This window comes from Winogradskyella sp. 266wxhm (genome assembly GCF_058964685.1).
In genome coordinates this window covers 876,816-901,542 of record NZ_CM179559.1, presented here as the reverse complement: position 1 = coordinate 901,542, position 24,727 = coordinate 876,816, and the positions used below count along the sequence as shown (strand labels likewise).

Annotated in this window: 21 protein-coding genes; 9 read left to right on the top strand and 12 right to left on the bottom strand. The window is 33.3% G+C overall.

Going from position 1 to position 24,727, the window contains the following annotated elements; genetic code table 11:
• Positions 1 to 13 precede the first annotated feature (13 nt).
• From accD to tamL, 3 genes are all read right to left on the bottom strand, one after another.
• Complete coding sequence (accD, locus tag AC2H4K_RS04175) at positions 14 to 871, bottom strand: acetyl-CoA carboxylase, carboxyltransferase subunit beta (protein WP_281138533.1); 858 nt, start codon at positions 869 to 871, stop codon at positions 14 to 16.
• A gap of 238 nt (positions 872 to 1,109) precedes the next feature.
• Positions 1,110 to 2,177, bottom strand: a complete 1,068-nt coding sequence (gene fbaA, locus AC2H4K_RS04170) for a class II fructose-bisphosphate aldolase (protein ID WP_281138532.1) — start codon at positions 2,175 to 2,177, stop codon at positions 1,110 to 1,112.
• Positions 2,178 to 2,302: 125 nt separating this feature from the next.
• Positions 2,303 to 4,894: a translocation and assembly module lipoprotein TamL gene (tamL, locus tag AC2H4K_RS04165; RefSeq protein WP_348634881.1), complete on the bottom strand. Its 2,592-nt coding sequence runs from the start codon at positions 4,892 to 4,894 to the stop codon at positions 2,303 to 2,305.
• Between the two features lie 147 nt (positions 4,895 to 5,041).
• Between tamL and AC2H4K_RS04160 the strand changes: the two genes are divergently transcribed.
• Entirely contained in the window at positions 5,042 to 5,773 is a 732-nt protein-coding gene (locus AC2H4K_RS04160; protein ID WP_281138531.1) for a TrmH family RNA methyltransferase, read from the top strand.
• Here AC2H4K_RS04160 and porT read toward each other — a convergent pair.
• The gene (porT, locus tag AC2H4K_RS04155; RefSeq protein ID WP_281138530.1) at positions 5,760 to 6,476 is read right to left on the bottom strand and encodes a type IX secretion/gliding motility protein PorT/SprT; all 717 of its coding nucleotides are present in this window, start codon (positions 6,474 to 6,476) and stop codon (positions 5,760 to 5,762) included. The genes AC2H4K_RS04160 and porT overlap by 14 nt on opposite strands.
• A gap of 1 nt (position 6,477) precedes the next feature.
• Entirely contained in the window at positions 6,478 to 7,209 is a 732-nt protein-coding gene (ubiE, locus tag AC2H4K_RS04150; RefSeq protein ID WP_281138529.1) for a bifunctional demethylmenaquinone methyltransferase/2-methoxy-6-polyprenyl-1,4-benzoquinol methylase UbiE, read from the bottom strand.
• Positions 7,210 to 7,380: 171 nt separating this feature from the next.
• Between ubiE and trkA the strand changes: the two genes are divergently transcribed.
• The 4 genes from trkA to AC2H4K_RS04130 all read left to right on the top strand — a co-directional run bounded on the left by trkA (position 7,381) and on the right by AC2H4K_RS04130 (position 11,017).
• Positions 7,381 to 8,730 carry a Trk system potassium transporter TrkA gene (trkA, locus tag AC2H4K_RS04145; RefSeq protein ID WP_281138528.1) on the top strand — a complete coding sequence of 450 codons (1,350 nt, stop codon included), beginning with the start codon at positions 7,381 to 7,383 and terminating at the stop codon, positions 8,728 to 8,730.
• A gap of 5 nt (positions 8,731 to 8,735) precedes the next feature.
• A complete protein-coding gene (locus AC2H4K_RS04140) occupies positions 8,736 to 10,238 on the top strand; it encodes a TrkH family potassium uptake protein (protein ID WP_281138527.1) in 1,503 nt (500 codons plus the stop codon).
• A 160-nt stretch (positions 10,239 to 10,398) separates the two neighbouring features.
• Positions 10,399 to 10,647 (top strand): hypothetical protein, encoded by a 249-nt coding sequence (locus tag AC2H4K_RS04135; RefSeq protein ID WP_281138526.1) that lies wholly within the window; start codon positions 10,399 to 10,401, stop codon positions 10,645 to 10,647.
• A gap of 88 nt (positions 10,648 to 10,735) precedes the next feature.
• Positions 10,736 to 11,017: a hypothetical protein gene (locus AC2H4K_RS04130; RefSeq protein WP_281138525.1), complete on the top strand. Its 282-nt coding sequence runs from the start codon at positions 10,736 to 10,738 to the stop codon at positions 11,015 to 11,017.
• A 68-nt stretch (positions 11,018 to 11,085) separates the two neighbouring features.
• On the opposite strand, the gene AC2H4K_RS04125 is transcribed toward AC2H4K_RS04130, so the two are convergent.
• Positions 11,086 to 12,270: a pyridoxal phosphate-dependent aminotransferase gene (locus tag AC2H4K_RS04125; RefSeq protein ID WP_281138524.1), complete on the bottom strand. Its 1,185-nt coding sequence runs from the start codon at positions 12,268 to 12,270 to the stop codon at positions 11,086 to 11,088.
• 21 nt (positions 12,271 to 12,291) lie between these two features.
• Positions 12,292 to 13,392, bottom strand: coding sequence for a fatty acid desaturase family protein (locus tag AC2H4K_RS04120; protein ID WP_281138523.1), 1,101 nt, complete (start codon positions 13,390 to 13,392; stop codon positions 12,292 to 12,294).
• A gap of 146 nt (positions 13,393 to 13,538) precedes the next feature.
• Here AC2H4K_RS04120 and rsmG point away from each other — a divergent pair, with 146 nt between their 5' ends.
• Positions 13,539 to 14,165 carry a 16S rRNA (guanine(527)-N(7))-methyltransferase RsmG gene (rsmG, locus tag AC2H4K_RS04115; protein WP_281138522.1) on the top strand — a complete coding sequence of 209 codons (627 nt, stop codon included), beginning with the start codon at positions 13,539 to 13,541 and terminating at the stop codon, positions 14,163 to 14,165.
• A 64-nt stretch (positions 14,166 to 14,229) separates the two neighbouring features.
• Here the strand turns inward: rsmG and AC2H4K_RS04110 are convergent, their stop codons facing one another.
• Complete coding sequence (locus AC2H4K_RS04110) at positions 14,230 to 15,930, bottom strand: T9SS type A sorting domain-containing protein (RefSeq protein WP_281138521.1); 1,701 nt, start codon at positions 15,928 to 15,930, stop codon at positions 14,230 to 14,232.
• A gap of 143 nt (positions 15,931 to 16,073) precedes the next feature.
• Positions 16,074 to 17,699: an L-glutamate gamma-semialdehyde dehydrogenase gene (gene pruA, locus AC2H4K_RS04105; RefSeq protein WP_281138520.1), complete on the bottom strand. Its 1,626-nt coding sequence runs from the start codon at positions 17,697 to 17,699 to the stop codon at positions 16,074 to 16,076.
• A gap of 144 nt (positions 17,700 to 17,843) precedes the next feature.
• Between pruA and AC2H4K_RS04100 the strand changes: the two genes are divergently transcribed.
• The gene (locus tag AC2H4K_RS04100; RefSeq protein ID WP_281138519.1) at positions 17,844 to 18,851 is read left to right on the top strand and encodes a DUF6695 family protein; all 1,008 of its coding nucleotides are present in this window, start codon (positions 17,844 to 17,846) and stop codon (positions 18,849 to 18,851) included.
• Here AC2H4K_RS04100 and apaG read toward each other — a convergent pair.
• From apaG to AC2H4K_RS04085, 3 genes are all read right to left on the bottom strand, one after another.
• The gene (gene apaG / locus AC2H4K_RS04095) at positions 18,848 to 19,234 is read right to left on the bottom strand and encodes a Co2+/Mg2+ efflux facilitator ApaG/CorD (RefSeq protein ID WP_111682085.1); all 387 of its coding nucleotides are present in this window, start codon (positions 19,232 to 19,234) and stop codon (positions 18,848 to 18,850) included. The two genes, AC2H4K_RS04100 and apaG, sit on opposite strands and share 4 nt — an antisense overlap.
• Before the next feature lie 61 nt (positions 19,235 to 19,295).
• On the bottom strand, positions 19,296 to 20,672 hold the full coding sequence (locus tag AC2H4K_RS04090) for a pyridoxal phosphate-dependent decarboxylase family protein (protein ID WP_281138518.1): 1,377 nt from the start codon (positions 20,670 to 20,672) through the stop codon (positions 19,296 to 19,298).
• A 72-nt stretch (positions 20,673 to 20,744) separates the two neighbouring features.
• Positions 20,745 to 21,992, bottom strand: coding sequence for a type IX secretion system plug protein (locus AC2H4K_RS04085; RefSeq protein ID WP_281138517.1), 1,248 nt, complete (start codon positions 21,990 to 21,992; stop codon positions 20,745 to 20,747).
• 161 nt (positions 21,993 to 22,153) lie between these two features.
• Here AC2H4K_RS04085 and AC2H4K_RS04080 point away from each other — a divergent pair, with 161 nt between their 5' ends.
• Both AC2H4K_RS04080 and AC2H4K_RS04075 read left to right on the top strand, forming a co-directional pair.
• A complete protein-coding gene (locus AC2H4K_RS04080; protein WP_281138516.1) occupies positions 22,154 to 23,503 on the top strand; it encodes a Na(+)-translocating NADH-quinone reductase subunit A in 1,350 nt (449 codons plus the stop codon).
• Positions 23,503 to 24,726: an NADH:ubiquinone reductase (Na(+)-transporting) subunit B gene (locus tag AC2H4K_RS04075; protein ID WP_281138515.1), complete on the top strand. Its 1,224-nt coding sequence runs from the start codon at positions 23,503 to 23,505 to the stop codon at positions 24,724 to 24,726. Before AC2H4K_RS04080 ends, AC2H4K_RS04075 begins: the two co-directional genes overlap by 1 nt.
• Position 24,727: the final 1 nt, after the last annotated feature.

The following is a 24,727-nucleotide window of genomic DNA, read 5'->3' as shown; positions in this document are numbered from 1 at the left end:
TTTTTTTGATGTTTTAAGCTCTCAAAGGTTGATTCTTTATCAAATCAATATAGAGGTTTATTTTATTTTTTAGATCTCTACGGTGAGATATGAAATCTAAGAAACCGTGCTCTAGTAAAAATTCTGAAGTTTGAAAACCTTCAGGTAATTCTTTTCCTGTTGTATCTCTTACAACTCTTGGTCCTGCAAATCCAATTAAAGCGCCAGGCTCAGCAATATTGATATCACCTAACATAGCAAAAGATGCTGTTGTACCACCTGTTGTAGGATCGGTACATAAAGAAATATAAGGAATGCCTGCATCTGCTAATTGTGCAAGCTTTACTGAAGTCTTAGCTAACTGCATTAGAGATAAAGCAGCCTCCATCATACGAGCACCTCCAGATTTACTAATAATCATAAAAGGTGTTTTCTTTTTTAGAGCATAGTCTGCTGCACGTGCAATTTTTTCACCAACAACACTTCCCATAGATCCACCAATAAATGCAAAGTCCATACAAGCAATCACTAAATCTTGACCTTTAGATTTACCAACAGCACAGCGTACAGCATCTTTAAGATTAGTTTTTGCTTGTGCTGCTTTTAAGCGTTCTGGGTATTTCTTTGTGTCGACAAATTTTAATGGGTCTTTAGAATTTAAGTCAGCATCTAGCTCTTTAAACTCATTATCATCAAAAAGAATTTCAAAATATTCTTTACTGCCTATTCTAACATGGTAACCATCTTCAGGGCTAACGTAAAAATTCTGTTCTAATTCTTTTGTGTCTATAATTTTACCAGTCGGTGATTTGTACCACAGACCTTTTGGGGTGTCTTTTTTTTCTTCGGTAGAAGTTTGTATGCCTTTATCTTTTCTTTTAAACCAAGCCATATAAATTTTTAGATTTTGGATCCTTTGACAAGTCTCAGGATGATTTTTGATTAAGAATTAAAAAATAACCTTAATCGAGTTAGTTATTCAAAAATTTAAGTCTACAAAATTACGATTTTATTAATTACAACTCAAAAATTGAAAAAACTATCTGAACATTCTCATTCGATATAAAATGAAAAACCCACTAAAACTTTGATTTTAAGTCCTAATGGGTTTTCAAACTATTAAGAAACTTCTATAATGTATCTACATTATTTAAATCTTCGAATGCTTTTTTAAGTCTTTCAACGAAAGCTTCTTCGCCTTTTCTTAACCAAACACGAGGGTCGTAGTATTTTTTATTAGGGACATCTTCGCCTTCTGGATTTCCTATTTGAGTTTGAAGATAATCACTCTTATCTTGTACATAATCTCTAACTCCGCTTAAGAAAGCCCATTGCATATCTGTATCAATGTTCATTTTTATAACACCATAGCTTATACCTTCTCTAATTTCTTCTAGAGTAGAACCAGAACCACCATGAAATACAAAATCGATATGATTATGACCAACTCCGTATTTTTCAGAAATATAATCTTGAGAATTCTTAAGAATTTTTGGAGTTAATTTTACGTTACCTGGTTTATAAACACCATGAACATTACCAAAAGCAGCCGCAATAGTAAATTGATCACTTACTTTACTCAATTCTTCATAAGCGTAGGCAACTTCTTCTGGTTGTGTGTATAATTTAGAATCGTCTACATCTGTATTGTCTACACCATCTTCTTCACCACCAGTAATACCAAGTTCAATTTCTAAAGTCATGCCCATTTTGCTCATGCGCTCTAGGTACTGTTTACAAATCTCAATATTTTCTTCGATTGGTTCTTCAGAAAGATCAATCATATGAGAACTGTAAAGAGGTTTTCCTGTTTCTTCAAAGTGCTTTTCGCTAGCATCTAATAAACCGTCTATCCAAGGTAATAGTTTTTTAGCACAATGGTCCGTATGCAAAATTACAGGTACTCCGTAAGCTTCTGCCATATGATGTACATGCTTAGCACCAGCAACAGCACCAGCAATAGCACCTTTCTGATCTTCATTACCAAGACCTTTACCTGCATTAAATTGCGCACCACCATTTGAAAATTGAATGATAACAGGTGCATTTAAAGATTTTGCGGTTTCCAAAACACCATTGATTGTGTTAGATCCAATGACATTTACAGCTGGTAAGGCAAAGCCTTTTTCTTTAGCTAATTTGAAAATTTCTTGAACTTCTCTACCTGTTGCAACACCAGGTTTAATATTGTGACTCATAATTTTATGATTGAAAATTAGATATCAAAAATACGATTTTTAACCTTAAAATCAGGTGGTTTTTATAATAAGATTTAAGATAAAATATCGAAAACGTTGTAGAAAGTAAGGGGTGTTTCTTAGGCTTAGAATGGGTAATTAATACCAATATTATAAACGGCATTTCTGAAATTGTAATCCGTAAACCATCTATTATTTTCTTCTAAAGCTGGGTTATAGGTTTTAAAACCGACATCAAATCGTAAAACGAAGAAATCAAAGTCATAACGAAGACCAAACCCTGAGCCTACAGCAATATCTTTTAAAGAACTTAAACTGTCAAATGTAGCGGCTTCTTCAGTAACGTTATCCATTACATTCCAAATATTACCAGCATCAACAAAAAGAGCACCTTTAAAATTTCCAAAAAGGCTAAAACGTTGCTCGGCACTTAAATGAATTTTGAAGTTAGCTTCATTAAACTCGTTTGTGGTTCTAGAACTACCAGGTCCTAGGTTATAGGCTCTCCATGCACGGTTGTCGTTTGGTCCTCCAGCAAAGAAACTTTTAGCAAACGGAATACTATTGGAGTTACCATAAGGAATGGCTATACCTGCGTAACTTCTAAAGGCAAAAATGTTATTTCTTCCTAAGTCAAAGTATTTTACGTAATCTATTTCAGTTTTAAAATATTGCGAAAAGACTACACCCAAAGCTTCATAATTGCCATCCTCATTTTTTGGTAAACTCAATAAACTCGAAATATTAGAAAGTGTATTACCAGCCAATTCCACTCTCCATCTAAAGACAGAAAAGTCATTATCGAAAATATTTTGACGTCTATCTTTTTTGTATGAAAAACTGGTAGAAAAAATCAAGTTATTTTCAGTCAACCTATCCTTACGTTCTTGAATATTATTTACTGTTACATAGTCATTGTCATTTGGTGATAAACTCGTATCGCCTGAAAGCACATCACTTATAAATACGTCTGCTGGTGAGAATGGGTTTGTAAGTTCTGGGTCTTCTAAACTTTCATCATTACCTATATAATTTATGTTTCTCGCTATGTTATTTAGTCTGCTAAAAGAGTTGGAGTACACACCAAAATAATTACTTGTATTTAGGTTTTTTACGTATTGAACATTAAACAACTCTAAATTATTTGTGACTGTACGAGATGGATACCAATTATAACTTAAAACACCAGATAGCGTTTGTTTGTCTAAGCCTATGTTTTGCTGACTAGTCGCAGAAAGGCTAATAACTGTACTAGGCGACATATATTTAGGGATAATTTTGTCCGTGTTAAATGGGGTAAACAATCTAGGGATTGTCAATCGTATGTTGCCTCCGAACTCATTAATGTCAAAAAAGGTACTCCTATTGTCTGAAGCATCATCAGAAGCTCCAATAGCAGCAATACCATTCAATTCTAAAGTTTCAGCACCTCTAAAAACATTCCTGATTTTTAGTCCTGTACTGAATGAAAACCCAATGGTCTGAATATTACTTTGTGTAACATCAAAATTAAAACCTAAATCATATTTTTTTCTTGGCGCTAAATATATGTTTGCGGTTAAGGTTGTGTCATTTTCATTTTCAACATATTCAACGCTAGGGTAAGTAAACATCTGTAAGTCGTTGAGGTATCGTGATGTTCTGCTTCTAGCTAAGTCGCTATAAATATCACCTTTGTTTATAAAAATAGCATCTGTAAGTGCTTTGGGTCTAAATCGTAATTTTTCTTTGCTATATAAGGTGTAATCTTTATAAACGGTTGTGTCTTTAATGGCTTTGAACCTATTATCAAAATTATCATCAGTGAAAATATTAACCTCTTTAATTTTGTAAGCTTTAAAAGGAACCGTAGCCGTTGAGTCATCTCCTCTTATCCTTCTATTTGAGATTATAATATCAGTGTTGATTTTTTTGTTGGTATTAATGGTATCCATTTCGTAACGGATATAATCTTGTCCGAAGTAATAAAAACCCGAATTTCTTAGATAAGTATTGATGCGATCGCGCTCAGCTTCAAAATTATTTTCGTCATATTGCTCACCTTTTTTTAGTAAGGATGCCTTCATAAATTTTGGATAAAGCGAATCTATACTAGCACTACTAATTACTGGATTTAGAGAGTCTAAAATATAAGGTGTGTTTCTTGTAACTTTATAAGTCACTTTAGCCTTTTTATTACTGTCTTTTTCAACTTCATAGTTTACCTCATTATCAAACCAACCTTTACTGAAATAATATTTTCTAAGGTTAGTTGCTGTTTTTTCTGTTTTATCTTCATTAAAAATCACAGGAGCTTCACCAGTACGTTTCAGCCAACTATTGAAGTTTTTTCTAAATTCTATGTCTTTGTCGAACTGTTTCTTAGATAATAATTTGGTCTTCCATTTTACTTTAGAAGAATCACTTAAAACTTTAGCTTCAATTATAGAATCTATGTTAGGTCTTGCTAAATTGTAGATATGCAGCCTAAGAGGAAAACTAAAAAAACCATTTACACCTGTATTGGTTTTTTGGATGACGATATTATTAATTTGCTCATCAGTAGTTTTTTTATCGTCTTCAAGAATAGTGTTTTCGATTATAAGATGTTCTCCTTCTTTAACACGTTTTACAACGCTACAAGAGGTAAAAGAGATAATCATAGAGGCCAATACAATACATTGACAAATTAGCTTTTGTCGTTTAGAAAATGAAAATGTACCTGTTGGAAAACTCAAAAGTTACCGCTTTAAATTTTGATAATGTATTGGTAAACAAAAATAATACCATTGTAGCTTAAAATTATCGGACTTAAATAAATATTAAGCTTAAATAATTTCAAAAAGGTTTACTTTGTAATTAATAAGCAAAGAAAAGATATTTTAATGTTATCAAAGAACCAAATAAAGTTAATTAAGAGTTTAGGTCAAAAAAAAAATAGACAACAATTGGGTTTATTTACGGTTGAAGGTATAAAAGGTATCAATGAGTTTCTTGATTCAGATTTTGAACTCGAAAGTCTTTTTACAACAGAATTGATTTTTGATACTTCTGCAAACAAAACAAATGAGATTTCAGAGATAGAGCTTAAAAAAGTATCATCTTTAAAAAATCCTAATACAGCTTTAGCGATTTTTAAAATTCCAAAACCAGTTCAGCCTTCTAATGATGGATTAATAGTGGTTTTAGATGATGTTAGAGATCCAGGTAATTTAGGAACTATTATTCGTCTTTGTGATTGGTATGGAGTAGAGGATTTGGTATGCAGTAAGGCAACCGTAGATTGTTACAATTCTAAAGTGGTACAAGCAACCATGGGATCTTTAACACGAGTAAATGTGGTTTATTTAGATTTGGAAGATTATCTAAAATCCCAAAAAAATAGTTTTGGCACATTTATGTCTGGTGAAAATATTTACACAACAAATTTGCCCGAAACAGGTGTTGTAATTTTAGGAAATGAGGCTAACGGGATTTCCGAAAACATAAAATCTATGGTTGAAAGAAAAATAACCATTCCTCAATTTGGGAAAAACCAAACTACTGAAAGTCTTAATGTAGCTAACGCTACAGCAATAATTCTAAGCGAATTTAAGCGACGAACTATTGAAAAGTAAAATTAATAAAGATACCTCGAGTCTGCATTTTGGCAACATTGCCTGTCCAAGGACTATTAGGGTCTGCATCTCTTACAATTTCATCATTCATGGCAAAAACACCTCTTATTGAAGGTGAAAATTTGAAGTATAATAGGTAGAAATCAATTCCAAAACCAATTTCATAAAAATAGGTGGTTTTGGTCATTCTAAATTCCCCAACACTATTATCGTCTGGGTTATCTTGATTGCTAGAGAGGTTCAAAGCCATGGAAACTCCACCAACTATAAAAGGTTTAAAGTTATTGACGCGTTTAGTAGAAGCCTTAATTAATAAAGGAATATGAACATAAGTAGATTTTACTTCGCGTAATAAATCCGAATTATTATACTCCATACCCTGAAAATAACTTTCAGAATATTGCAAGTTTCTTGTTGTGAAAAATACACCAGGTTCTAATCGAAGGTTAAAATAATCATTGATTCTCACGTCACCAATAAGACCTAAATGAAAACCTGTGGTTTTGTCTACAAGAATATCTTCTCGGTTTTCATTATACTGAAATTTGAAATCATAACTGTTGAAACCTAAAAAATAACCCCAAGACAAAGGTTTCATGTCAATATTGTCAACACTATTAGCAACTCTTTCCTTTGTAAATAATTGTGCAGATGTACTTTGAAACGCTAACAGAGATATTATTAAGATGGCAATGTGCTTCATACTATGCTTTAGATGCTATGTAAATTGTAGCCACACCCATAGTTTGTGGCTTGTCTTCGACATTTATAAACCCAATTTTTCTTAAAATATTGTTCAAAGCTTCACCATAAGGAAAAACAGATGCCGATTCACTGAGATATTTGTACGCAACTCTGTCTTTAGAAAATAGTTTTCCTATTGTAGGTAAAATAAATTTGGAATAAATACCGTATCCAAATTTATATAAAGGATTAGTTGGTACAGAGGTTTCTAAAATAACAAATCTACCATTTGGCTTTAATACTCTTAAAATTTCAGAAAGCCCTTTTTCTAAGTTTTCAAAATTTCTAACACCAAAAGCGACGGTAATAGCGTCAAAGGTGTTATCATCAAAAGGCAAGTCTTCAGAATCACCAATAACCATAGAGATAGTGTCGCTAAGATTTTTTGAAGCTACTTTTTTCCTACCGACTTCTAGCATGCCGTCACTGATATCTAAACCAATTATTTCCTTAGCATTTGTAGAAGTGAGGTTAATAGCTAAGTCGCCAGTTCCAGTAGCAATATCAAGTATATTTTCAGGTTGAGTTTCAGCAACAAGCTTAACTACTTTTTTGCGCCATTTTACATCAATTCCAAATGAAATAACACGATTCAATCCATCATATTCATTAGATATTGTATCAAACATTTGGGTAACCTGAGCCTTTTTGGATTGGTCACTATCTTTATATGGATTTACTTTTTCAGCCATTAAAATTTTTTGGCAAATATATGCATAAGTTATAAGTACTTAAAGCAGACAAGAATTTATTGTTTTCAAAACAAATTGACTTATAATAGTTCAAACAAAATGAAAACAGTTAAGAGTTTAGCTACAGTTACAACTTCTTAGTATATTTGTCTATCTTTTTAATAATTAACAATGAAAATAATTATAGCTGGTGCGGGAGAAGTTGGATTTCATTTAGCAAAATTATTATCCTACGAATCACAGGAGATAACACTTATTGATACCAATAAAGGAAGTCTGACTTATGCAGGTGAGCATTTAGATATTAAAACCATAAAAGGAGATGCAACGTCAATAGCCATTTTAAAAGAAGGGAGAATTGACAGTGCAGAGCTCTTTATAGCTGTAACATCTTCTGAAACAACTAATATTACAGCCAGTGTATTGGCTAAACAATTAGGTGCCAAACGTACCATTGCTCGTATTTCTAATACCGAGTTTATTGAAAATAAAGAAGAGGTTGGGTTTTCTAAGTTCGGAATAGATGAATTGATTTCACCGGAAGCCTTGGCTGCATCTGAGATTGAATTATTATTAAATCAGTACGGTTTTAATGACACTTATGAGTTTGAAGGAGGAGCTTTAACGATGCTTGGATTGCGTTTGTCAAGAACCGCGAGTTTTGTTGATAAAACAGTGAAAGAAGCTGCTGAATTATATTCTGAATTACATTTTATACCTATTGCAATTCAGCGTTATGCAACGCAATATACTATAATACCAAGAGGTGATACCATTTTTAAAGAAGGTGATAAGGTTGTTTTTATCACTTCTGAAGGTGGTGATGAAGAGCTATTCAGACTTTCAGGAAAAGTGAAAGTAGATATTAGAAACGTAATGATTTTAGGAGGTAGCCAAATAGGTCATAAAACAGCTAAAGATCTTTGTGCTAGTAAGTTTAATGTAAAACTTGTAGAAAGCAAAAGAGATACCGCCGAAGATTTAGCTGAAGAATTACCTAATGCACTTGTTATTTGTGGAGATGGTAGAAATGTAGACATTCTTGATGAAGAAAATATTTCGGATATGGATGCTTTTATTTCTGTAACCGGAAATTCGGAAACCAATATTATGTCTTGTCTCCTTGCAAAATCTAAAGGAGTAAAGAAAACCATTGCTTTAGTAGAGAATATGGATTATTATCAATTATCTCAATCTATAGGCATTGACACCTTGATTAACAAAAAGCTCTTAGCAGCGAACAATATTTTTAGATACATCAGAAAAGGTGAGGTAGTTGCTATGACTAAGCTTACCAATATGAATGCTGAACTTCTTGAATTTGTTGTAAAACCAAATTCTAAAATCACTAATAAGGTTGTAAAAGATCTTAATTTTCCGAGGTCTGCTATTTTTGGTGGTGTTATTAGGGATGGGGAAGGTATAATTCCATTAGGTAGCTTTAAGATTGAGGCTGGAGATCGTGTTGTAGTGTGTTGTTTACCACGTTCTATTTCTGAAGTAGAAGCCTTTTTTGCATAGATATTATGTCTAGAATAAAACTCAATTATAAAATCATTTTTCATTTTTTTGGACTACTTCTGTTGTTCAATGGTGGTTTTATGCTTATAGCGACATTGATTAGTCTTATCTATGATGATGGAGTTACCCTCAATTTATTTTTAGCAGGATTAGCGACACTTTTAATTGGTTCGTTTGTAATGATAGGTACAAGAAACCATAGAAAGGAGATGAACAAGCGTGAAGGTTATATGGTGGTAGCTTTTGGGTGGATTGTTATGTCGCTTTCAGGAACTTTACCCTATTTGGTAACCGAATCTATACCAACTTTTACAGGTGCCTTTTTTGAAACGATGTCTGGTTATACAACCACAGGAGCTAGTATTCTCAATGATATTGAGATTATTCCAAAAGGTGTATTGTTTTGGAGAAGTACAACACACTGGATTGGCGGTATGGGAATTATCGTATTAGCAATTGCTATTTTACCGTTACTGGGAGTAGGTGGAATGCAGTTATTTGCTGCTGAAGCTCCTGGGCCAAGTGGTGATAAATTACATCCTAGAATTACAGATACAGCAAAGCGTTTATGGCTAATATATGTAGGCTACACAGCTGCGGAAACTATTCTTTTACAAGTAGCAGGTATGTCCTTTTTCGACGCTATCAATCATGCATTAAGTACATTGTCAACTGGTGGTTTTTCTACAAAAAATGCAAGCGTAGCGTATTGGAATGATAATCCAGCAATACAGTACATTATAATATTCTTTATGTTTTTGGCAGGAACAAATTTTGTTCTAAGCTATTATTTGTTCAAAGGGAAAGTAGCCAAAATTATTAAAGATGAAGAGTTTAAACTCTACTTTAAGTTTATAGCAATTTTTACGGTTATTGCTGCCTTACTGATTTATTTTAGGGCGGATGTTTCTATCTCATCTATAGAACACCCCATGGTTTTAGGAGAATTTGAAAGTGCATTTAGACATGCTCTATTTCAGGTATTAACAGTAATTACAACAACAGGCTTTGTGTCTGCTGATTATACATTGTGGACACCATTTTTAACGGTTTTCTTTTTTGGCTTAATGTTTTTAGGTGGCTCAGCAGGAAGTACATCTGGAGGTGTAAAAGTAGTGCGACATTTGATTTTGATAAAAAATGGCTTTTTGGAATTTAAAAGATCATTACATCCTAATGCTATAGTACCTGTACGATATAATATGAAGTCTATTTCTAAAGACATTGTATTTAACGTTCTAGGTTTCTTTATACTATATATGTTATCTTTTATTGTTGGTGCGTTGGTATTCTCTATGTTCCAAATGGATTTTGAATCTGCTATAGGGCTCTCGGCCTCAAGTTTAGGAAATGTAGGTCCAGCATTGGGACAATTTGGGCCAGTAAATAATTATGCTGCATTACCGCCTTTAGGTCAATGGTGGGCATCATTTTTAATGCTTATTGGGCGTTTAGAATTGTTTACAGTACTTATTTTGTTGACGCCTTTTTTCTGGCGTAACAGATAAATTTAATTTTTTTTCAAAAAAATAAATTTACAGCTAGCCTATATTTTTACTGATATTTCATTGGTTTTTGATTATATTTTTTGTTAAGCGCTGTAGTTCAGTGTGTAACATTTTTTGTAGTTATGCGTCATATCTGTGTAACCAATTAAAATAATCAATCATGGAATTAGTATTAAATCAAGAATTAGAATTTGTACCAGAACCCATTGAGGTGTCTCAAAACTCATCAAGAGGATTATTAAACTCTAATTACAAATCTGTTGTGAAGCACAACTTTAGTAAGTCTACAGCAAAGTCCGTTTTCGGAATTAGACAGCGAATTAAGTCTTCACAATTTAATAAAGTAGATCACGTAGCAGCACTATTAAAACTGTCAGTTTTTGCTACAATTCTTATAGCACTATTTTAAAAGAATAGTTATATACAAGACCTTTTAACTGACACTTTTTTTAAAGTGTCTTTTAGTTTAGACCTTTCACCTTTTAAGTTCTTTTGCTATGTCATCAAATTCAATGCAGGTTATAAACTTTAACAGAAATCAACTTTCTCAAAGAGAAAAGTTTAAGTACACACTTGGTGGTTATAAAGAAGGGAAAACAACCGAATATAATTTACCTAAAGCTACAGTTAAGCAGCTTAAAAGTATTAGGAAAAGACTTGTAGAAGAACAAAAGATAAGAATGTTTAAAGTAATACTAGTTACAGCTATTATTTTTTTAATGCTGTTATGGGTATTCTTATTTTCTGCAGATGGATTTGTTCAACTATTAACCTATTAATTATAAAAAAAGCTATAATGAAATAATATCATTATAGCTTTTTAGTTTTTTTAGTATTGAAAGAATACTTAGCTCAAAACTTCTTTAATACGTTTTATAGCTTCTTTAATATTATCTTCTGAAGCTGCATAAGAAATACGGATACAATCAGGATTTCCAAAAGCTTCTCCTGTAACGGTAGCTACATGAGCTTCTTCTAGTAAGAACAAAGACATATCAGAAGCATTATTTATCGTTTTTCCTTTTATGGTTTTTCCAAAGAAAGCCGAAACATTAGGGAATACATAAAAAGCTCCTTCTGGTTCATTGGTTTTAAAACCATCAATTTCACCAAGAAGATCAAGTATTAATTTTCTGCGTTCTTTAAACTTATCAACCATATATTTTACGCTAGAAGCAGGTGCTTCTAATGCTGTAATAACAGCACGTTGGGCAATACAATTGGCTCCACTGGTAACTTGGCCTTGTATTTTATTACAAGCTCTAGCAATCCAATCTGGTGCACCAATGTAACCAATTCTCCAACCTGTCATGGCAAATGCTTTAGATACACCATTCACCGTAATAGTTCTGTCGTACATATCTTCAAACTGAGCCATACTAAAGTGACCACCAACAAAATTGATGTGCTCATAAATTTCATCAGAAACCACATAAATGTTAGGATGTTTCTGAAGTACATCAGCTAAAGCTCTTAATTCATCTTCGCTATAAACAGATCCACTAGGATTACAAGGAGAACTGTACCAAATCATTTTGGTTTTTGGGGTAATGGCAGCTTCTAATTGTTCGGCTGTCATTTTGAAATCATTATCAATAGATGTTTTTACTTCAACAGGTACACCGTCATTTAGTTTAACAATGTCGCTGTAGCTTACCCAATAAGGACAAGGTAAAATAACTTCATCACCTTCATTTAGCATAACAGAAGCAATGTTGTATAATGCCTGTTTAGCACCAGTAGAAACCACTATCTGAGGTAATGTGTATGAAAGATTATTATCTCTTTTGAATTTTGTAATAATAGCTTCTTTAAGCTCTACATAACCATCAACAGGTGTATAGCTGTTATAGTTTTGGTTTATAGCTTCAATAGCAGCTTCTTTGATAAAATCGGGAGTGTCAAAGTCTGGCTCTCCTAAGCTAAGTCCAATAATATCTTTTCCCTCGGCTCTAAGCTCTCTAGCTTTCGCTGCCATAGCAAGGGTGGCTGAAGTTGATAGATTATTAATTCTATCTGATAGTTGATTCATGTTATAATTTAGTAATAGAAATTATGCTTGCATTGCTGGTTGCATTCCCATTTCTTTTAAAAATCTAAAGTGCGCAGCAATTGCTTTTCTGGTGGTTTCGTATTCTTTGTATGGTAAATTGAATTCTTTTGCAGTGTCTTTTACAATCTTAGCTATTTTTCCATAGTGAATATGACTGATATTAGGAAAAATATGATGCTCTACTTGGTGATTTAATCCACCTGTATACCAGTTGATTAGCCAGTTTTTAGCTCCGAAGTTTACTGTGGTTTTTAATTGGTGAATAGCCCAAGTGTTTTTCATGGTACCATCTTTTTCTGGCATTGGCATTTCTGCTTCATCCATAACATGCGCTAATTGAAAAACAACACTCAATATTAAGCCTGCTACATAATGCATAATGAAGAAACCAATAAGTACTTTGTACCATGCTAAGTCAGTTAACAAAATTGGTAATACAATCCACATTGAAACATAGATTAATTTAGAGATTACCAATTTGCTCCAGTTTACAACAGGATTAGGTAATTTTCCATAAGACAATTTACGTTTCATGTAACGCTTCATTTGTTGCCAGTCTGTTGTAATTGCCCAGTTTATAGTTAATAAACCGTATAGTAAAATAGAATAATAATGTTGAAATCTGTGGTGTTTGTGCCACTCAGCATGTTGAGAGAATCTTAAAATTCTACCAGCTTCTAAATCTTCATCATGACCGTGTATGTTTGTATAAGTATGGTGAAGTACATTGTGTTGTACTTGCCAGTTGTATACATTACCAGCTAAAATATAAATGCTACTTCCCATTAATCGGTTTACCCATTCTTTATTTGAGAAAGAACCATGATTACCGTCGTGCATGACGTTCATTCCAACTCCAGCCATTCCAATACCCATTACTATTGTAAGTAATAGTTGAGCCCAAGTGGGAATATCTAATGTTAATAGTAAAAAATAAGGCGTTAAAAATAGGGCAAACATCACTACTGTTTTTACCCAAAGTTGCCAATTTCCTGTTCTTTTAATGTTATTCTCTTTGAAATAGTTGTTAACTCTTTTGTTAAGGGTTCTAAAGAATTTTGCAGAATCAACTCTAGAGAATGATAATGTTTGTTGTGCCATTAGTCTTTGTATTTAATAATATAACGTAAGGGATTAAAATACATTATATGGGCTTCAAAGATAGTTAATAATTAAAATGCAGCATTATTAATGCGTATTAAATTATCCACATTAAAATTAAGTACTTTTGCCAAAAAGTATAAACCATGGAATTAGTTCTAAAATATTTTCCTGATTTAACAGATACACAAATCAATCAATTTAAAATGTTGGAAGATTTGTATAAAGATTGGAACTCTAAGATCAATGTTGTTTCAAGAAAGGATATTGACGAACTTTATTTAAGACATGTGTTACACTCTTTGGGTATTGCAAAGGTGATGAGGTTTACAGATGGTTCTTCTATTTTAGATGTTGGTACAGGTGGTGGTTTCCCTGGTGTGCCATTGGCTATTATGTTTCCTAATTGTAAATTTCATTTGGTAGATAGTATCAATAAAAAGCTAAAAGTAATTAATGCTGTAGCAGAATCTATTGGTCTAGATAATGTAAAAACTACTCACAGTAGAGTAGAAGCCCTTGATGAAACTTATGATTTTATAGTAAGTAGAGCAGTGACAGCAATGCCAGAATTTACAAAATGGGTAAAAGGAAAAATTGCTAAAAAGCAACAAAACGAATTCAAAAATGGAATCCTTTATCTTAAAGGAGGAGATTTAACAGAAGAATTACAGCAATATACAAATGTAAAGGCCTATTTGCTTTCAGATTATTTTGAAGAAGATTTCTTCGAAACAAAAAAGGTAATTTATTTGCCTTTGAAATATAAATAGATATAAACTTATCATTGAACCTGAATATCAACTTATTTATATTCAGGTTCAATGAAAGTTGAATTTAATTCACAAAAAACTTAGAGGTAAATACTGAATTATCAGCGCTAGTTAAATTGATGATATACATTCCTTTTCCAACGTTTATATTGATATCAGTACGATTTTCTAATGCTATTGTTTTGCTGAAAACAATATTTCCTGTAATGTCTATAACAGTAATGTTAGCATCTGTATAATCATCAGAGATCAAAACTAGGTTATTTTCAATTACAGTTTTTTCCAATCTAAAATTGTGATTATTGATTTCAGAGATATTTAAAGGAGGAGTTAGAATTTCTGATAGAGCAAAAGCAACATTATTTTCAGTTAGTTGTAGATGGTACTCGTTATCATCAGGTAAAAAAGTATTGTCAAAAGGAGTTAAATCTGTTGTGCCTCTACTTGCTAAATTGATACTGTGATGCCAATCAATATTGTCTCCACTTGCTTCATTGGTGATTTCTAAAGCTAAAGCACTTACAGTAGGTATAAAGCTAAACTTATCTATTTGTAAGGCATTTATAAAATCTGTTGCAATATCACTACCAGTGCCAGGATCACCAGTTAGAGCAGATAAACCGAATAACCCACCAGGCGCACTATCTACACCGTCAAAATTTGTTGTTCCAGAATCAGCTGTAGATTCCAAATTTGGTACTACAGGCGGAATAAGCGGAGCAAAGAAACGACTGACTTGTTGTGGAGTTCCTGCGCTTGGTGTCATATTTAATTCAATATCTACATTAATAGTACCAATAGGAGAACTTACAGGTATAGTAGTGTCAGCAATTACAAATCCATTTGTCACGGGAGTAATGTTGTCTTTTGCTAGATAAGCACTCCCAATACCACTACCATTTACAATAGCTACATTTCTAACATTCTCTGGAAAGCCTGAAGCTGTTAAACTGTTAATGTCATTTTCTAATATACTTCTGAATGGATGAGGTTCTGGTAACGTTAATGCTGGATCAAAAGTATAAGCATCAACACCAGATAAATGAGCTTCAAGATGATCGACTAATAACTGTCTTGCTGCAGAAGACTTTAAAAAACCGTTAATCAAAGGCTGCAATTCAGTAACAGGACTTAATGCGTTATTAGCTAAAAAATTCAATTGGTGTTGTAAGCCAATAGGAACATTCGCACCATGATGAGGAGAATCAAAAGAGATATACAATCTGGTATCTGCATCTAAAGTCTGATTTTCCATATAATTTAGAGCATATCTGGTAATAATGCCACCCATACTTGGGCCGATAATTACATTTTGTTCAGGGCTATTGCTAGCTTTAGCAGTATTTATAGTATCAATTAATTCAACCAAAACCATTGCATTGCGTTCAATAAAGTCAGCTCCACCATCAATAGTGGCGCCATCAGCAGTTCTTACGTAGGTTGGGAAGTTTAAGATTACAATATCAAAACCTTCCACGCGAAGCAGGTCTGCTAAATTTTCGGTTCCTGAAGTGCCTTCAAAATCCAAAAGATCATAAATTCCAGTTATATCTCTAGTGTCGCCTGGATCAAAACCATCAACTAAAATGATTGGTTTATCTAAAATGTTATCTGAACTTAAGAATATTTGATACTCACCTTCACCAGGATAGTTAGTAGATTCTCCATATAAAGATAAATCTGGAGTTATTCCTGAAGTGATTGAAACCTGAGAGAAAATTAGTGAGGGTAATAAAAATAAAAGTGTAAAGTAGCTTTTTTTCATGTTGGAACATTTTGATTAACAGCTTAAAGGTACAAAGATTATGTATGCAGATTGTACTTTTCATTTATGAATTTCAATTCGCAATAAAAAACCCTTAAAAGAAAAATATCCTTTAAGGGTTTTAATTTTAGTTGTTTAGAAACTTATCCTAAAAAAGGATATCTATAATCCGTTGGAGTTACAAAAGTTTCTTTTATTAATCTTGGAGATACCCAGCGTAATAAGTTTTGAGCACTACCAGCTTTGTCATTAGTACCTGAAGCTCTAGCTCCACCAAATGGTTGTTGACCTACAACAGCACCAGTTGGTTTGTCATTAATATAGAAGTTACCAGCACAGTTCTGTAACGCTTTTGTTGCTTGATCAATAGCGTATCTATCCGTTGCTAATATGGCCCCAGTTAGCGCATATTCGCTAGTTTCGTCTACTAATTTTAAAGTTTCAGAATATGCATCATCTTCATAAACATATATAGTAATTACAGGGCCAAATAGCTCTGTACACATTGTTGTATATTTTGGATTAGTTGTTAATATAACTGTTGGCTCTATAAAGTAGCCTTTAGATTTATCATAACCACCACCAGCAATAATTTCGGCATCACTTGCAGATTTAGCTTCATCAATATACTTAGCAAGTTTATCGAATGAGCCTTCATGTATTACAGCAGTAATAAAATTGCTCATATCTTCTGGTGATCCCATTTTAAAAGATTTTAGGTCTTCTAAAACAAAATCCCTAACCTCGTTCCAAATACCTTTAGGAATGTAAGCTCTAGAAGCAGCACTACATTTCTGACCTTGAAATTCAAAAGCGCCACGAGTTATAGCAGTGGCTACTTGTTTTGGGTTTGCTGTTTTATGTGCTACAATGAAATCTTTACCTCCGGTTTCACCAACAATTCTCGGATACGTTTTGTAGTTATGGATATTATTACCAATTTGTTTCCATAATTCTTTAAATACAAATGTAGAACCGGTAAAATGTAATCCTGAAAAATCTGGACTAGCTAATACGGTATCGGTAATCATAACTGGGTCACCAAAAACAACATTAATAACACCGTCAGGCACACCAGCTTCTTTAAATACATCCATAATAACTTTAGCAGAATAAATCTGGCTGTCACTTGGTTTCCAAACCACAACATTACCCATTAATGCCATACAAGCAGGTAGGTTTCCTGCAATAGCTGTAAAGTTGAAAGGTGTTACGGCATATGTGAAACCTTCAAGAGGTCTGTATTCAACACGGTTCCAAGCATCACTTGTACTTTCTGGTTGTTCCATGTAGATGTCAGTCATATACTGAACGTTAAATCTTAGGAAGTCTATCAATTCGCAAGCAGAGTCAATTTCAGCTTGATGAATTGTTTTAGATTGAGCAATCATAGTTGCTGCGTTAATCTTTGCTCTATAAGGACCTGCAATTAATTCGGCAGCTTTTAAGAAAATACCAGCACGTTGTTCCCATGTTAATTGAGACCATGCTTTACGTGCTTCTAATGCAGTAGAGATAGCGTCTTCAACATGTTTCTTTTCAGCTACATGGTATTCGCCTACAATATGTTGATGGTCGTGAGGTGGAGACATAGTTCTGGTGTTGCCAGTTTTAATATCTTTTCCGTTAATGTATAGAGGCACTTCAACTTTACTATTGAATAATGATTTGTATGCTTCGGCTACAGCTTCGCGTTCTGGAGAACCTGGAGCATATGACTTAACAGGTTCGTTAACTGCAACAGGTACATTAAAGAATCCTTTTCCCATAATTGTCGTTATTTTTAAGTTTAAAATTTAAGAGCAGTAAAGGTACAATATTTATAATAGAATATAGGTTACAATCAATACACTTCTGAGACGTATAAAACTATATTTTTTGTAAGTTGTCCTCTCAATTCTAGTCAATTGAATATGGTAAAAAATGATGCATTTATTTTAACACTGGCTTATCCAGAAACTATTGTTTCTCATGCAGAAGAATGGTATTCTAAGTTTCTCAGGTTCTTTTTCATTGGGAATAAAAATCACGTAAGAGCAGGTCATGCAGCTTTGGTTCTTATTAAGAAGTCTACAGGTGTTTTAGAATATCACGATTTTGGACGTTACATCACGCCTTCGCCTAATGGTAGAGTGAGAGGAAAAGAAACCGATTTTGAGCTCAATTTTCCTTTGAAGGCTATGATTAAAAACGATAGAATTGAGAATCTAGACGAAATTCTAAAGTTTCTAGCTGCTAATCCTAAATTAACTCATGGTGATGGTAATTTATATGCTTCGGTTTGTGATACAATAGACTATAATTTGGCTCGGAACCATATAAATAAAATGCAATCCGAAGGTTTTATAAGGTATGCTGCTTTTATAAAAGATGCTTGTAATTGTGCAAGGTTTGTGACGGATACACTAATAGCTTCAATTACCTATTCGAAGATAAAAAGAGATTTGAAACGTTCTAAATGGTTTACGCCTAGTACCATCGGAAACGTGGTAATAGCTGATACGGAAAATGATGTTTATGTTGTTTCTGAAAAAGGTGAGATAAAGGAATTTAAATCATCCGTGAGTAAAGAAAATAGGAGGTTGTTTTTAGATACATTGAAAGATTATAGTCCGAGTGTAGTTGGAACTATTAAGCCTAAACACAATGACGAAAAAGAACATCATGCGCAGTGGCTTGGTGGAATAGCGGCAGGAGCGTGGTTTGAGCTTTACAGTTTAAATCATGAGTTTGAGTATAGGTTCAGACGTATTTCACCTTACGGAAATATTGATTGCGATGGAGTTTATAAAATTTGTTCAGCGAATTTTGATATAGATGCAGAATACAATTTTGTGCATTATTCAAACTGTCTGTTCTTTCAAATAGAACAAAAGTCTAAAATCTACAAGTTTGAATTCTTGAAAAACTATAATAATTAGTTAAGTGCAAATGGAGCGCTCAATTTAAAAGAAGGAATGTAAACCTTAAATTTGCTGGCTTTGGTAAAGTTAACCATATTGTAGTGGCCTTGCATTGCTCCAAAAGGAGACGTTAGTAAGCAGCCAGAATTATAAGTATGAGATTCACCAGGTTTTAAAACAGGTTTTTTACCAATAACACCTTCACCTTCAATAATTTCTTCATTGTTTAAGGCGTCAAGTATTTTCCAGTGTCTAGAGTTTAATTGGACGGAATCTTTACTTTGGTTTTCAATAGTTACTTTGTAGCCAAAAGCAAAGTGCACTTTATAATTCTTATAAAATGTGCCTTCAAAATTGGTTTCTACCGAAATTTTAATCCCGCTTGTAACTTGTTGTACCATTAATCTTGTAAAATTGTATGCTAAAATAGCATATTTTTTGAATGAAGCACCATAAAATCTGTTAAGTAGTGGTGATTTTTAACATTTTACGAGATGCAAATGCTTCTAAGGTTTCAAAAAACGAAAAAATTGACGCTTCATCTAGCAAGCTATTGATGGTAACCATCCTGACGAACTCTTGATTTTTGAACTTTCCAAACCCAACCATTAATTCAGAGTTTTCATAAAGTGCTGTGCATAATTCTTTCGCTGGAATATTTTTATAATTGAAACAAACAGATATGGATTCTTCAAAACTATAGAGTGTGTAATCTTCGTGGTTTTTGATGTAATTTCTAGCAATATCAGCCATTTTAAACTGTTTGTCTACAATCTTCTCTAACCCATTTGTACCAACGGACTTCCATAGCGTCCAAAACTTCAGGGCATCATTTCTTCTTCCACATTGAATAGAGGTTTTTCCTAAGTTGAATTCATCACCATCAGTTTGATAAAGGTAATCTGCTTCATTAGAAAAGGAATGATGAAGTTGTTCTTTGTGCTGTGTTACAATTATAGAACAACTCAAAGGTGTGCCTAGCATTTTATGGGCATTAACACTAAAAGAATCTGAGTGTTCTAAGCCGCGAACAAGATGCTTATATTTTTCACTAAAAATAACACTTCCACAATACGCTCCATCTACATGTAGCCATAAGTTATGTGATTTACAGACCTTGCTAATCTCTTCAATATTATCGAATGCTCCAAGTACAGTAGTTCCTGCTGTAGCATTAACAAAAAAGGGTTCGTAGCCTTCTTTTATATCGCTTATAATGAGTTCTTCTAAATGTGTCGCTGACATTTGGCCTTTTTCATTTGTATGGACAAACCGAACCTGATTACGTCCAATACCAGTCATGGCAGCATTTTTAGAAAGCGAATAGTGCGATTCAATCGAAGTGTAAAGCGTCATAGGTTTGGTTATCCCTGTGGCTCTAACAGATTCGTTTTTATAATCTCTGGCCATAATCAAAGCCATCATGTTAGTCATGGATCCGCCAGGTGCAAATGTTCCATCACTTTCTGGATTGTAGCCTGCTAGTTGACAAATATTTTTTATGATTTGTTTTTCAACACCTACTTGCGGGCCAGCGACTTTGTAGGTATACATACTGTTATTTAACATTACAGCAAGTAAATCACCTAATGTTGCTTTGTTTAAACGACCACCAAAAAGTTGATTGAAAAAGGATTTGGAGGCGGTTTTAGGTGTGTACTTTATAATTTGTCTGAGAGATTCTTTTAGTTGCTCATCGACTAGTCCTTCCGCATTTAATGATAAGTCTAATTTTTTATATAATTCTGAAGATGGAATGAGTTTGGCAACAGGTTGTTTTTTTTCCTGCTCAAAAAGTTCATTGCATAATTCAGAAAATAGGGCAATATCATTTTCCATTGGGTCTTTAACTTTTAGGATATAGAAAGATAAAAAGAAATACTAGTGTAAGGAACTTCTAATTAATAAAGTTTAGTTTGTTATGTTTTCAGAATTTGCTTCGCCAAATCCAATAAGTCGATCAAAGCGAGCTCCCAAATCTCTGTAATACACCAATACTTTATAATTGTTTTCGGTTTGCCAGAAATCTCCGCTAATAGCTCCTTCGTCTAACTCCTTGGTTGTTTTATCTACAGCTACATATTTGTAGTTGTAAAATCCTTGCTTTAATCTCAACATAGTTTCATATCGACCGCTTTCTGGGTTGTACTGCATTTTGGTTAAATCTTCAATTGCAAAAGCATTAAAATTACCATAAACATGAATGTCCTTATCGAGTAATTCTTCGTTTTTTAAGGAAAAGTGTACCATAGTATAATCTGCTTCTACATCAACATTTTCGGTGTCGATGGCTGTTACCAGAAAATTACCGTTAATATCAGGATTGTAAGTGTATGGTAAATTTTTTCTAGATACATTGGTAAACAAATAGCTGTGGTAAATGTCTTTTAAATCTATAAATTGAACTCCAACATTAGCTGCTCTAACATCCTTGTTTTCAAAATAGAAATATTCATTACCTCCCCAAAAAGCAGATTCTTTGTTGTATCTGTAAATAAGCTCATTTCCTAGCGTATATTGAGGTTTTAAGTCAGAGATAGATGTGTTTAGATTGTTATTCTGAATTATCAATGTTTTGATGTTTTCCAAAGGGTTATTGAAATTAAGACTACTGGTTGAAATCACCATATCTACAGATTGCTTTTCAGCAATTTCTTTAACATTTCTAGAGCGCTTTACTTGAACTCCTACATTTACTAAATCTTCATAGACCATAAATTTTCTGCTAAACATAAGTTCTTCGTAGTCATCATAGACTGAAATCATATAATTGCCACTTTTTAAAATAGCTCGGGTTTGAGTATTTGGAATTTGTAAAGTGTAGTGTGAGTAGATTTGATATGTGTTAAATGAGTTTTCGTAATTTCTGATGCGTTGGTTGTCTAAACCTCTTATGTATTCCGATTTTACCAAATTTGTCGGTGTCCAATCAAAATTGAAGTGTTCAATGACGTAGTAAAAATCTTCTTCGTAACCAGTAAGCGCATCAAACTCTAAAACTAATTGTTCACCAAGTTTTAGAATAGGTAATTGACCTTGGGTTGTATTGCTTTTGAAAGTGATGGTTTTTATAAAATATGGTGCACTAACTTCTTCTACTTGAGCTAAAAGGCTTAATGAAGTCAAAAAAAGAATAACGAAACTGTGTGTTTTTTTCATATGTAATAAAACTATGGTGTAAAGATAATCAAATTCTATGCCTTGGTGGTTTTAGTTATTTATAATCATTATAAATAAAAATACTAACTTTATTTTGAAATATTATTGCGCATTAATTATTAAATTTGCACCGATTTTTAGATAACTAATCTTTAATACATATGTCAAAAGACATCAGAATTAAAAAGGGTTTAGACATAAAGCTTGTAGGTAACGCCGAAAAAGCAACAGAAAATGCTATAGTAAGCAATTTCTACTCTGTAAGACCCGAAGATTTCCACAGTATTATCCCAAAACTTATTGCTAAAGAAGGTACGCGTGTTAAGGCAGGTGAGACTTTATTTCATAATAAAGATTATGAGGCTATGAAGTTTGTATCGCCAGTTTCTGGTGAAGTAACTGAAGTACAACGTGGACCAAGACGTCGTATAGACGCTATAAAAATAACTGCAGATAAGGAGCAGGTTTATGTGGATCATGGTAAATTTGATTTATCATCAGATGCAGATAAATTAAAGGCTCATTTATTACAGTCGGGATGTTGGGCTTTTGTTAAGCAACGTCCTTACGATGTAGTAGCAAACCCAGAGCATTCGCCAAAGGCAATCTTTATTTCGGGTTATGCTAGTGCACCTTTAGCTGCAGATTTAGATTATACTCTTCAAGGAAAAGAAACTGAATTACAAACAGCAGTAACAGCTTTATCAAAGTTAACAGAAGGTAAGGTTCATGTTTCTGTAGGTAGCAACAGTTCTCCTCTTGCAGGTTTGAATGATGTTGTTGTTCATAAAGTTTCAGGACCACATCCGTCAGGAAACGTAGGAACTCTTATCAACAAAGTTGATCCAATTAATAAAGGTGAAGTTGCTTGGACAGTAAATGCTCAAGATTTGGTAATTATAGGAGAGCTTCTTTTAACTGGTAAATTCAATGCTGAACGTATTGTTGCTTTAGCAGGATCTTCAGTTAAAAAACCAAGATACTTTAAAACTAAGATTGGTTCAGAGGTTTCAACTATGGTGTATGATAACGGAGTTGATAAAGACGGTAATGATCGTATTATCTCAGGAAACGTATTGTCAGGAAAGCAAGTAGCTCCAGATGGGAATTTAGATTATTACAGTAATGTAATTACAGTTATTCCAGAAGGAGATGATTACGAGTTTTTTGGTTGGAATAAGCCAATTTTCAATAAAGTTTCAACATCTAGAGCTTTAACATTTTCATGGTTAAACCCTAAGAAGAAATTTGATTTAAATACCAATACTAATGGTGAGCACAGAGCATTTGTTGTTACAGGTTCTTACGAAGAAGTTTTTCCATTAGACATATATCCATTACAAATTCTAAAAGCTTGTATGTATCAAGATTTAGATGAAATGGAAGCTTTAGGGATGTATGAAGTTGCACCAGAAGATTTTGCATTAACAGAATTTATCTGTGTATCTAAGCAACCACACCAAAAAATAATTAGAGAAGGATTAGACTTAATGCTTAAAGAGATAGGATAATGAGCTTAAAAAGTAATTTACATAATCTTAAAGAAAAGTATAAAGGCACTAAAATGGCTCCGGCTTTTAATGCACTTCATACATTTTTATACTTGCCGAACGAAACTACTCATGGTGGTACACATATTAAGGCGGCGGACGACTTAAAACGTACAATGAATATTGTAATCATGGCTTTAGTACCATGTTTAATTTTCGGTATGTTCAATGCTGGTTATCAGCACCACTTAGCTTTAGGAGAAATTGCTCCTGCGGCTGGATTCTTTGATGGAGCATTTTGGAATTGGGATAACTTAGTTATCGGTTTGCAAAAAGTTTTACCATTAGTCATTGTATCTTATGGTGTTGGTTTAGCAATAGAATTCCTATTTGCTGTTATTAAAAAACACGAAGTAGAAGAAGGGTACTTAGTAACAGGTATGTTAGTGCCGTTAATAGTTCCTGTAGATACACCACTTTGGATGTTAGCAGTAGCAGTAGCCTTTGGTGTTGTAATTGGTAAAGAAGTGTTTGGTGGTACAGGAATGAATATTCTTAACCCAGCTTTAACGATAAGAGCATTCTTATTCTTCGCTTATCCAACATGGATGTCAGGTGATAAAGTATGGGTACATGGAGCAGTTGAACGTGATCAAATGATTGCGGCAGGTCAAAATGTAGATGCCATATCTGGTGAAACAATATTAGGAAGTTTAGCACAAGGTAAAGCAGCAGGATATGATGTTATGGATATGTTTTACGGTATTATACCAGGATCGGTTGGTGAAACATCAACCTTACTAATCATATTAGGAGCATTATTCTTAATCTTCACTAAAATTGGAAGCTGGAGAATTATGTTATCTTCAGTACTAGGAGCTTTAGTAATGGGCTTAATCTTTAATGGTGTTGTAAGTTCAGGATGGATCACAGAATCTAGTAAGTTTTATGGCTTAATGAGTACTGAGTTCTGGCATCATTTATTAATTGGTGGTTTTGCTTTCGGTACGGTTTTTATGGCAACAGATCCTGTTACGGCTTCTCAAACTACAAAAGGTAAATGGATATATGGTTTCTTAGTTGGTTTTATTTCAATTATGATTCGTGTATTCAACCCAGCATATCCAGAAGGTGTGATGTTAGCAATTTTATTAATGAACGTTTTTGCACCTACAATTGATCATTACGTAGTTCAAGGTAATGTGAAGAAAAGAATGAAACGTGTAAAAGTAAAAACAGCTTAAG

Excerpts from the sequence above, each read along its gene's own strand:
- accD (WP_281138533.1), bottom strand. The coding sequence starts at position 871 with ATGGCTTGGTTTAAAAGAAAAGATAAAGGCATACAAACTTCTACCGAA.
- fbaA (WP_281138532.1), bottom strand. The coding sequence starts at position 2,177 with ATGAGTCACAATATTAAACCTGGTGTTGCAACAGGTAGAGAAGTTCAA.
- AC2H4K_RS04160 (WP_281138531.1), top strand. The coding sequence starts at position 5,042 with ATGTTATCAAAGAACCAAATAAAGTTAATTAAGAGTTTAGGTCAAAAA.
- porT (WP_281138530.1), bottom strand. The coding sequence starts at position 6,476 with ATGAAGCACATTGCCATCTTAATAATATCTCTGTTAGCGTTTCAAAGT.
- ubiE (WP_281138529.1), bottom strand. The coding sequence starts at position 7,209 with ATGGCTGAAAAAGTAAATCCATATAAAGATAGTGACCAATCCAAAAAG.
- trkA (WP_281138528.1), top strand. The coding sequence starts at position 7,381 with ATGAAAATAATTATAGCTGGTGCGGGAGAAGTTGGATTTCATTTAGCA.
- AC2H4K_RS04140 (WP_281138527.1), top strand. The coding sequence starts at position 8,736 with ATGTCTAGAATAAAACTCAATTATAAAATCATTTTTCATTTTTTTGGA.
- AC2H4K_RS04135 (WP_281138526.1), top strand. The coding sequence starts at position 10,399 with ATGGAATTAGTATTAAATCAAGAATTAGAATTTGTACCAGAACCCATT.
- AC2H4K_RS04130 (WP_281138525.1), top strand. The coding sequence starts at position 10,736 with ATGTCATCAAATTCAATGCAGGTTATAAACTTTAACAGAAATCAACTT.
- AC2H4K_RS04125 (WP_281138524.1), bottom strand. The coding sequence starts at position 12,270 with ATGAATCAACTATCAGATAGAATTAATAATCTATCAACTTCAGCCACC.
- AC2H4K_RS04120 (WP_281138523.1), bottom strand. The coding sequence starts at position 13,392 with ATGGCACAACAAACATTATCATTCTCTAGAGTTGATTCTGCAAAATTC.
- rsmG (WP_281138522.1), top strand. The coding sequence starts at position 13,539 with ATGGAATTAGTTCTAAAATATTTTCCTGATTTAACAGATACACAAATC.
- AC2H4K_RS04110 (WP_281138521.1), bottom strand. The coding sequence starts at position 15,930 with ATGAAAAAAAGCTACTTTACACTTTTATTTTTATTACCCTCACTAATT.
- pruA (WP_281138520.1), bottom strand. The coding sequence starts at position 17,699 with ATGGGAAAAGGATTCTTTAATGTACCTGTTGCAGTTAACGAACCTGTT.
- AC2H4K_RS04100 (WP_281138519.1), top strand. The coding sequence starts at position 17,844 with ATGGTAAAAAATGATGCATTTATTTTAACACTGGCTTATCCAGAAACT.
- apaG (WP_111682085.1), bottom strand. The coding sequence starts at position 19,234 with ATGGTACAACAAGTTACAAGCGGGATTAAAATTTCGGTAGAAACCAAT.
- AC2H4K_RS04090 (WP_281138518.1), bottom strand. The coding sequence starts at position 20,672 with ATGGAAAATGATATTGCCCTATTTTCTGAATTATGCAATGAACTTTTT.
- AC2H4K_RS04085 (WP_281138517.1), bottom strand. The coding sequence starts at position 21,992 with ATGAAAAAAACACACAGTTTCGTTATTCTTTTTTTGACTTCATTAAGC.
- AC2H4K_RS04080 (WP_281138516.1), top strand. The coding sequence starts at position 22,154 with ATGTCAAAAGACATCAGAATTAAAAAGGGTTTAGACATAAAGCTTGTA.
- AC2H4K_RS04075 (WP_281138515.1), top strand. The coding sequence starts at position 23,503 with ATGAGCTTAAAAAGTAATTTACATAATCTTAAAGAAAAGTATAAAGGC.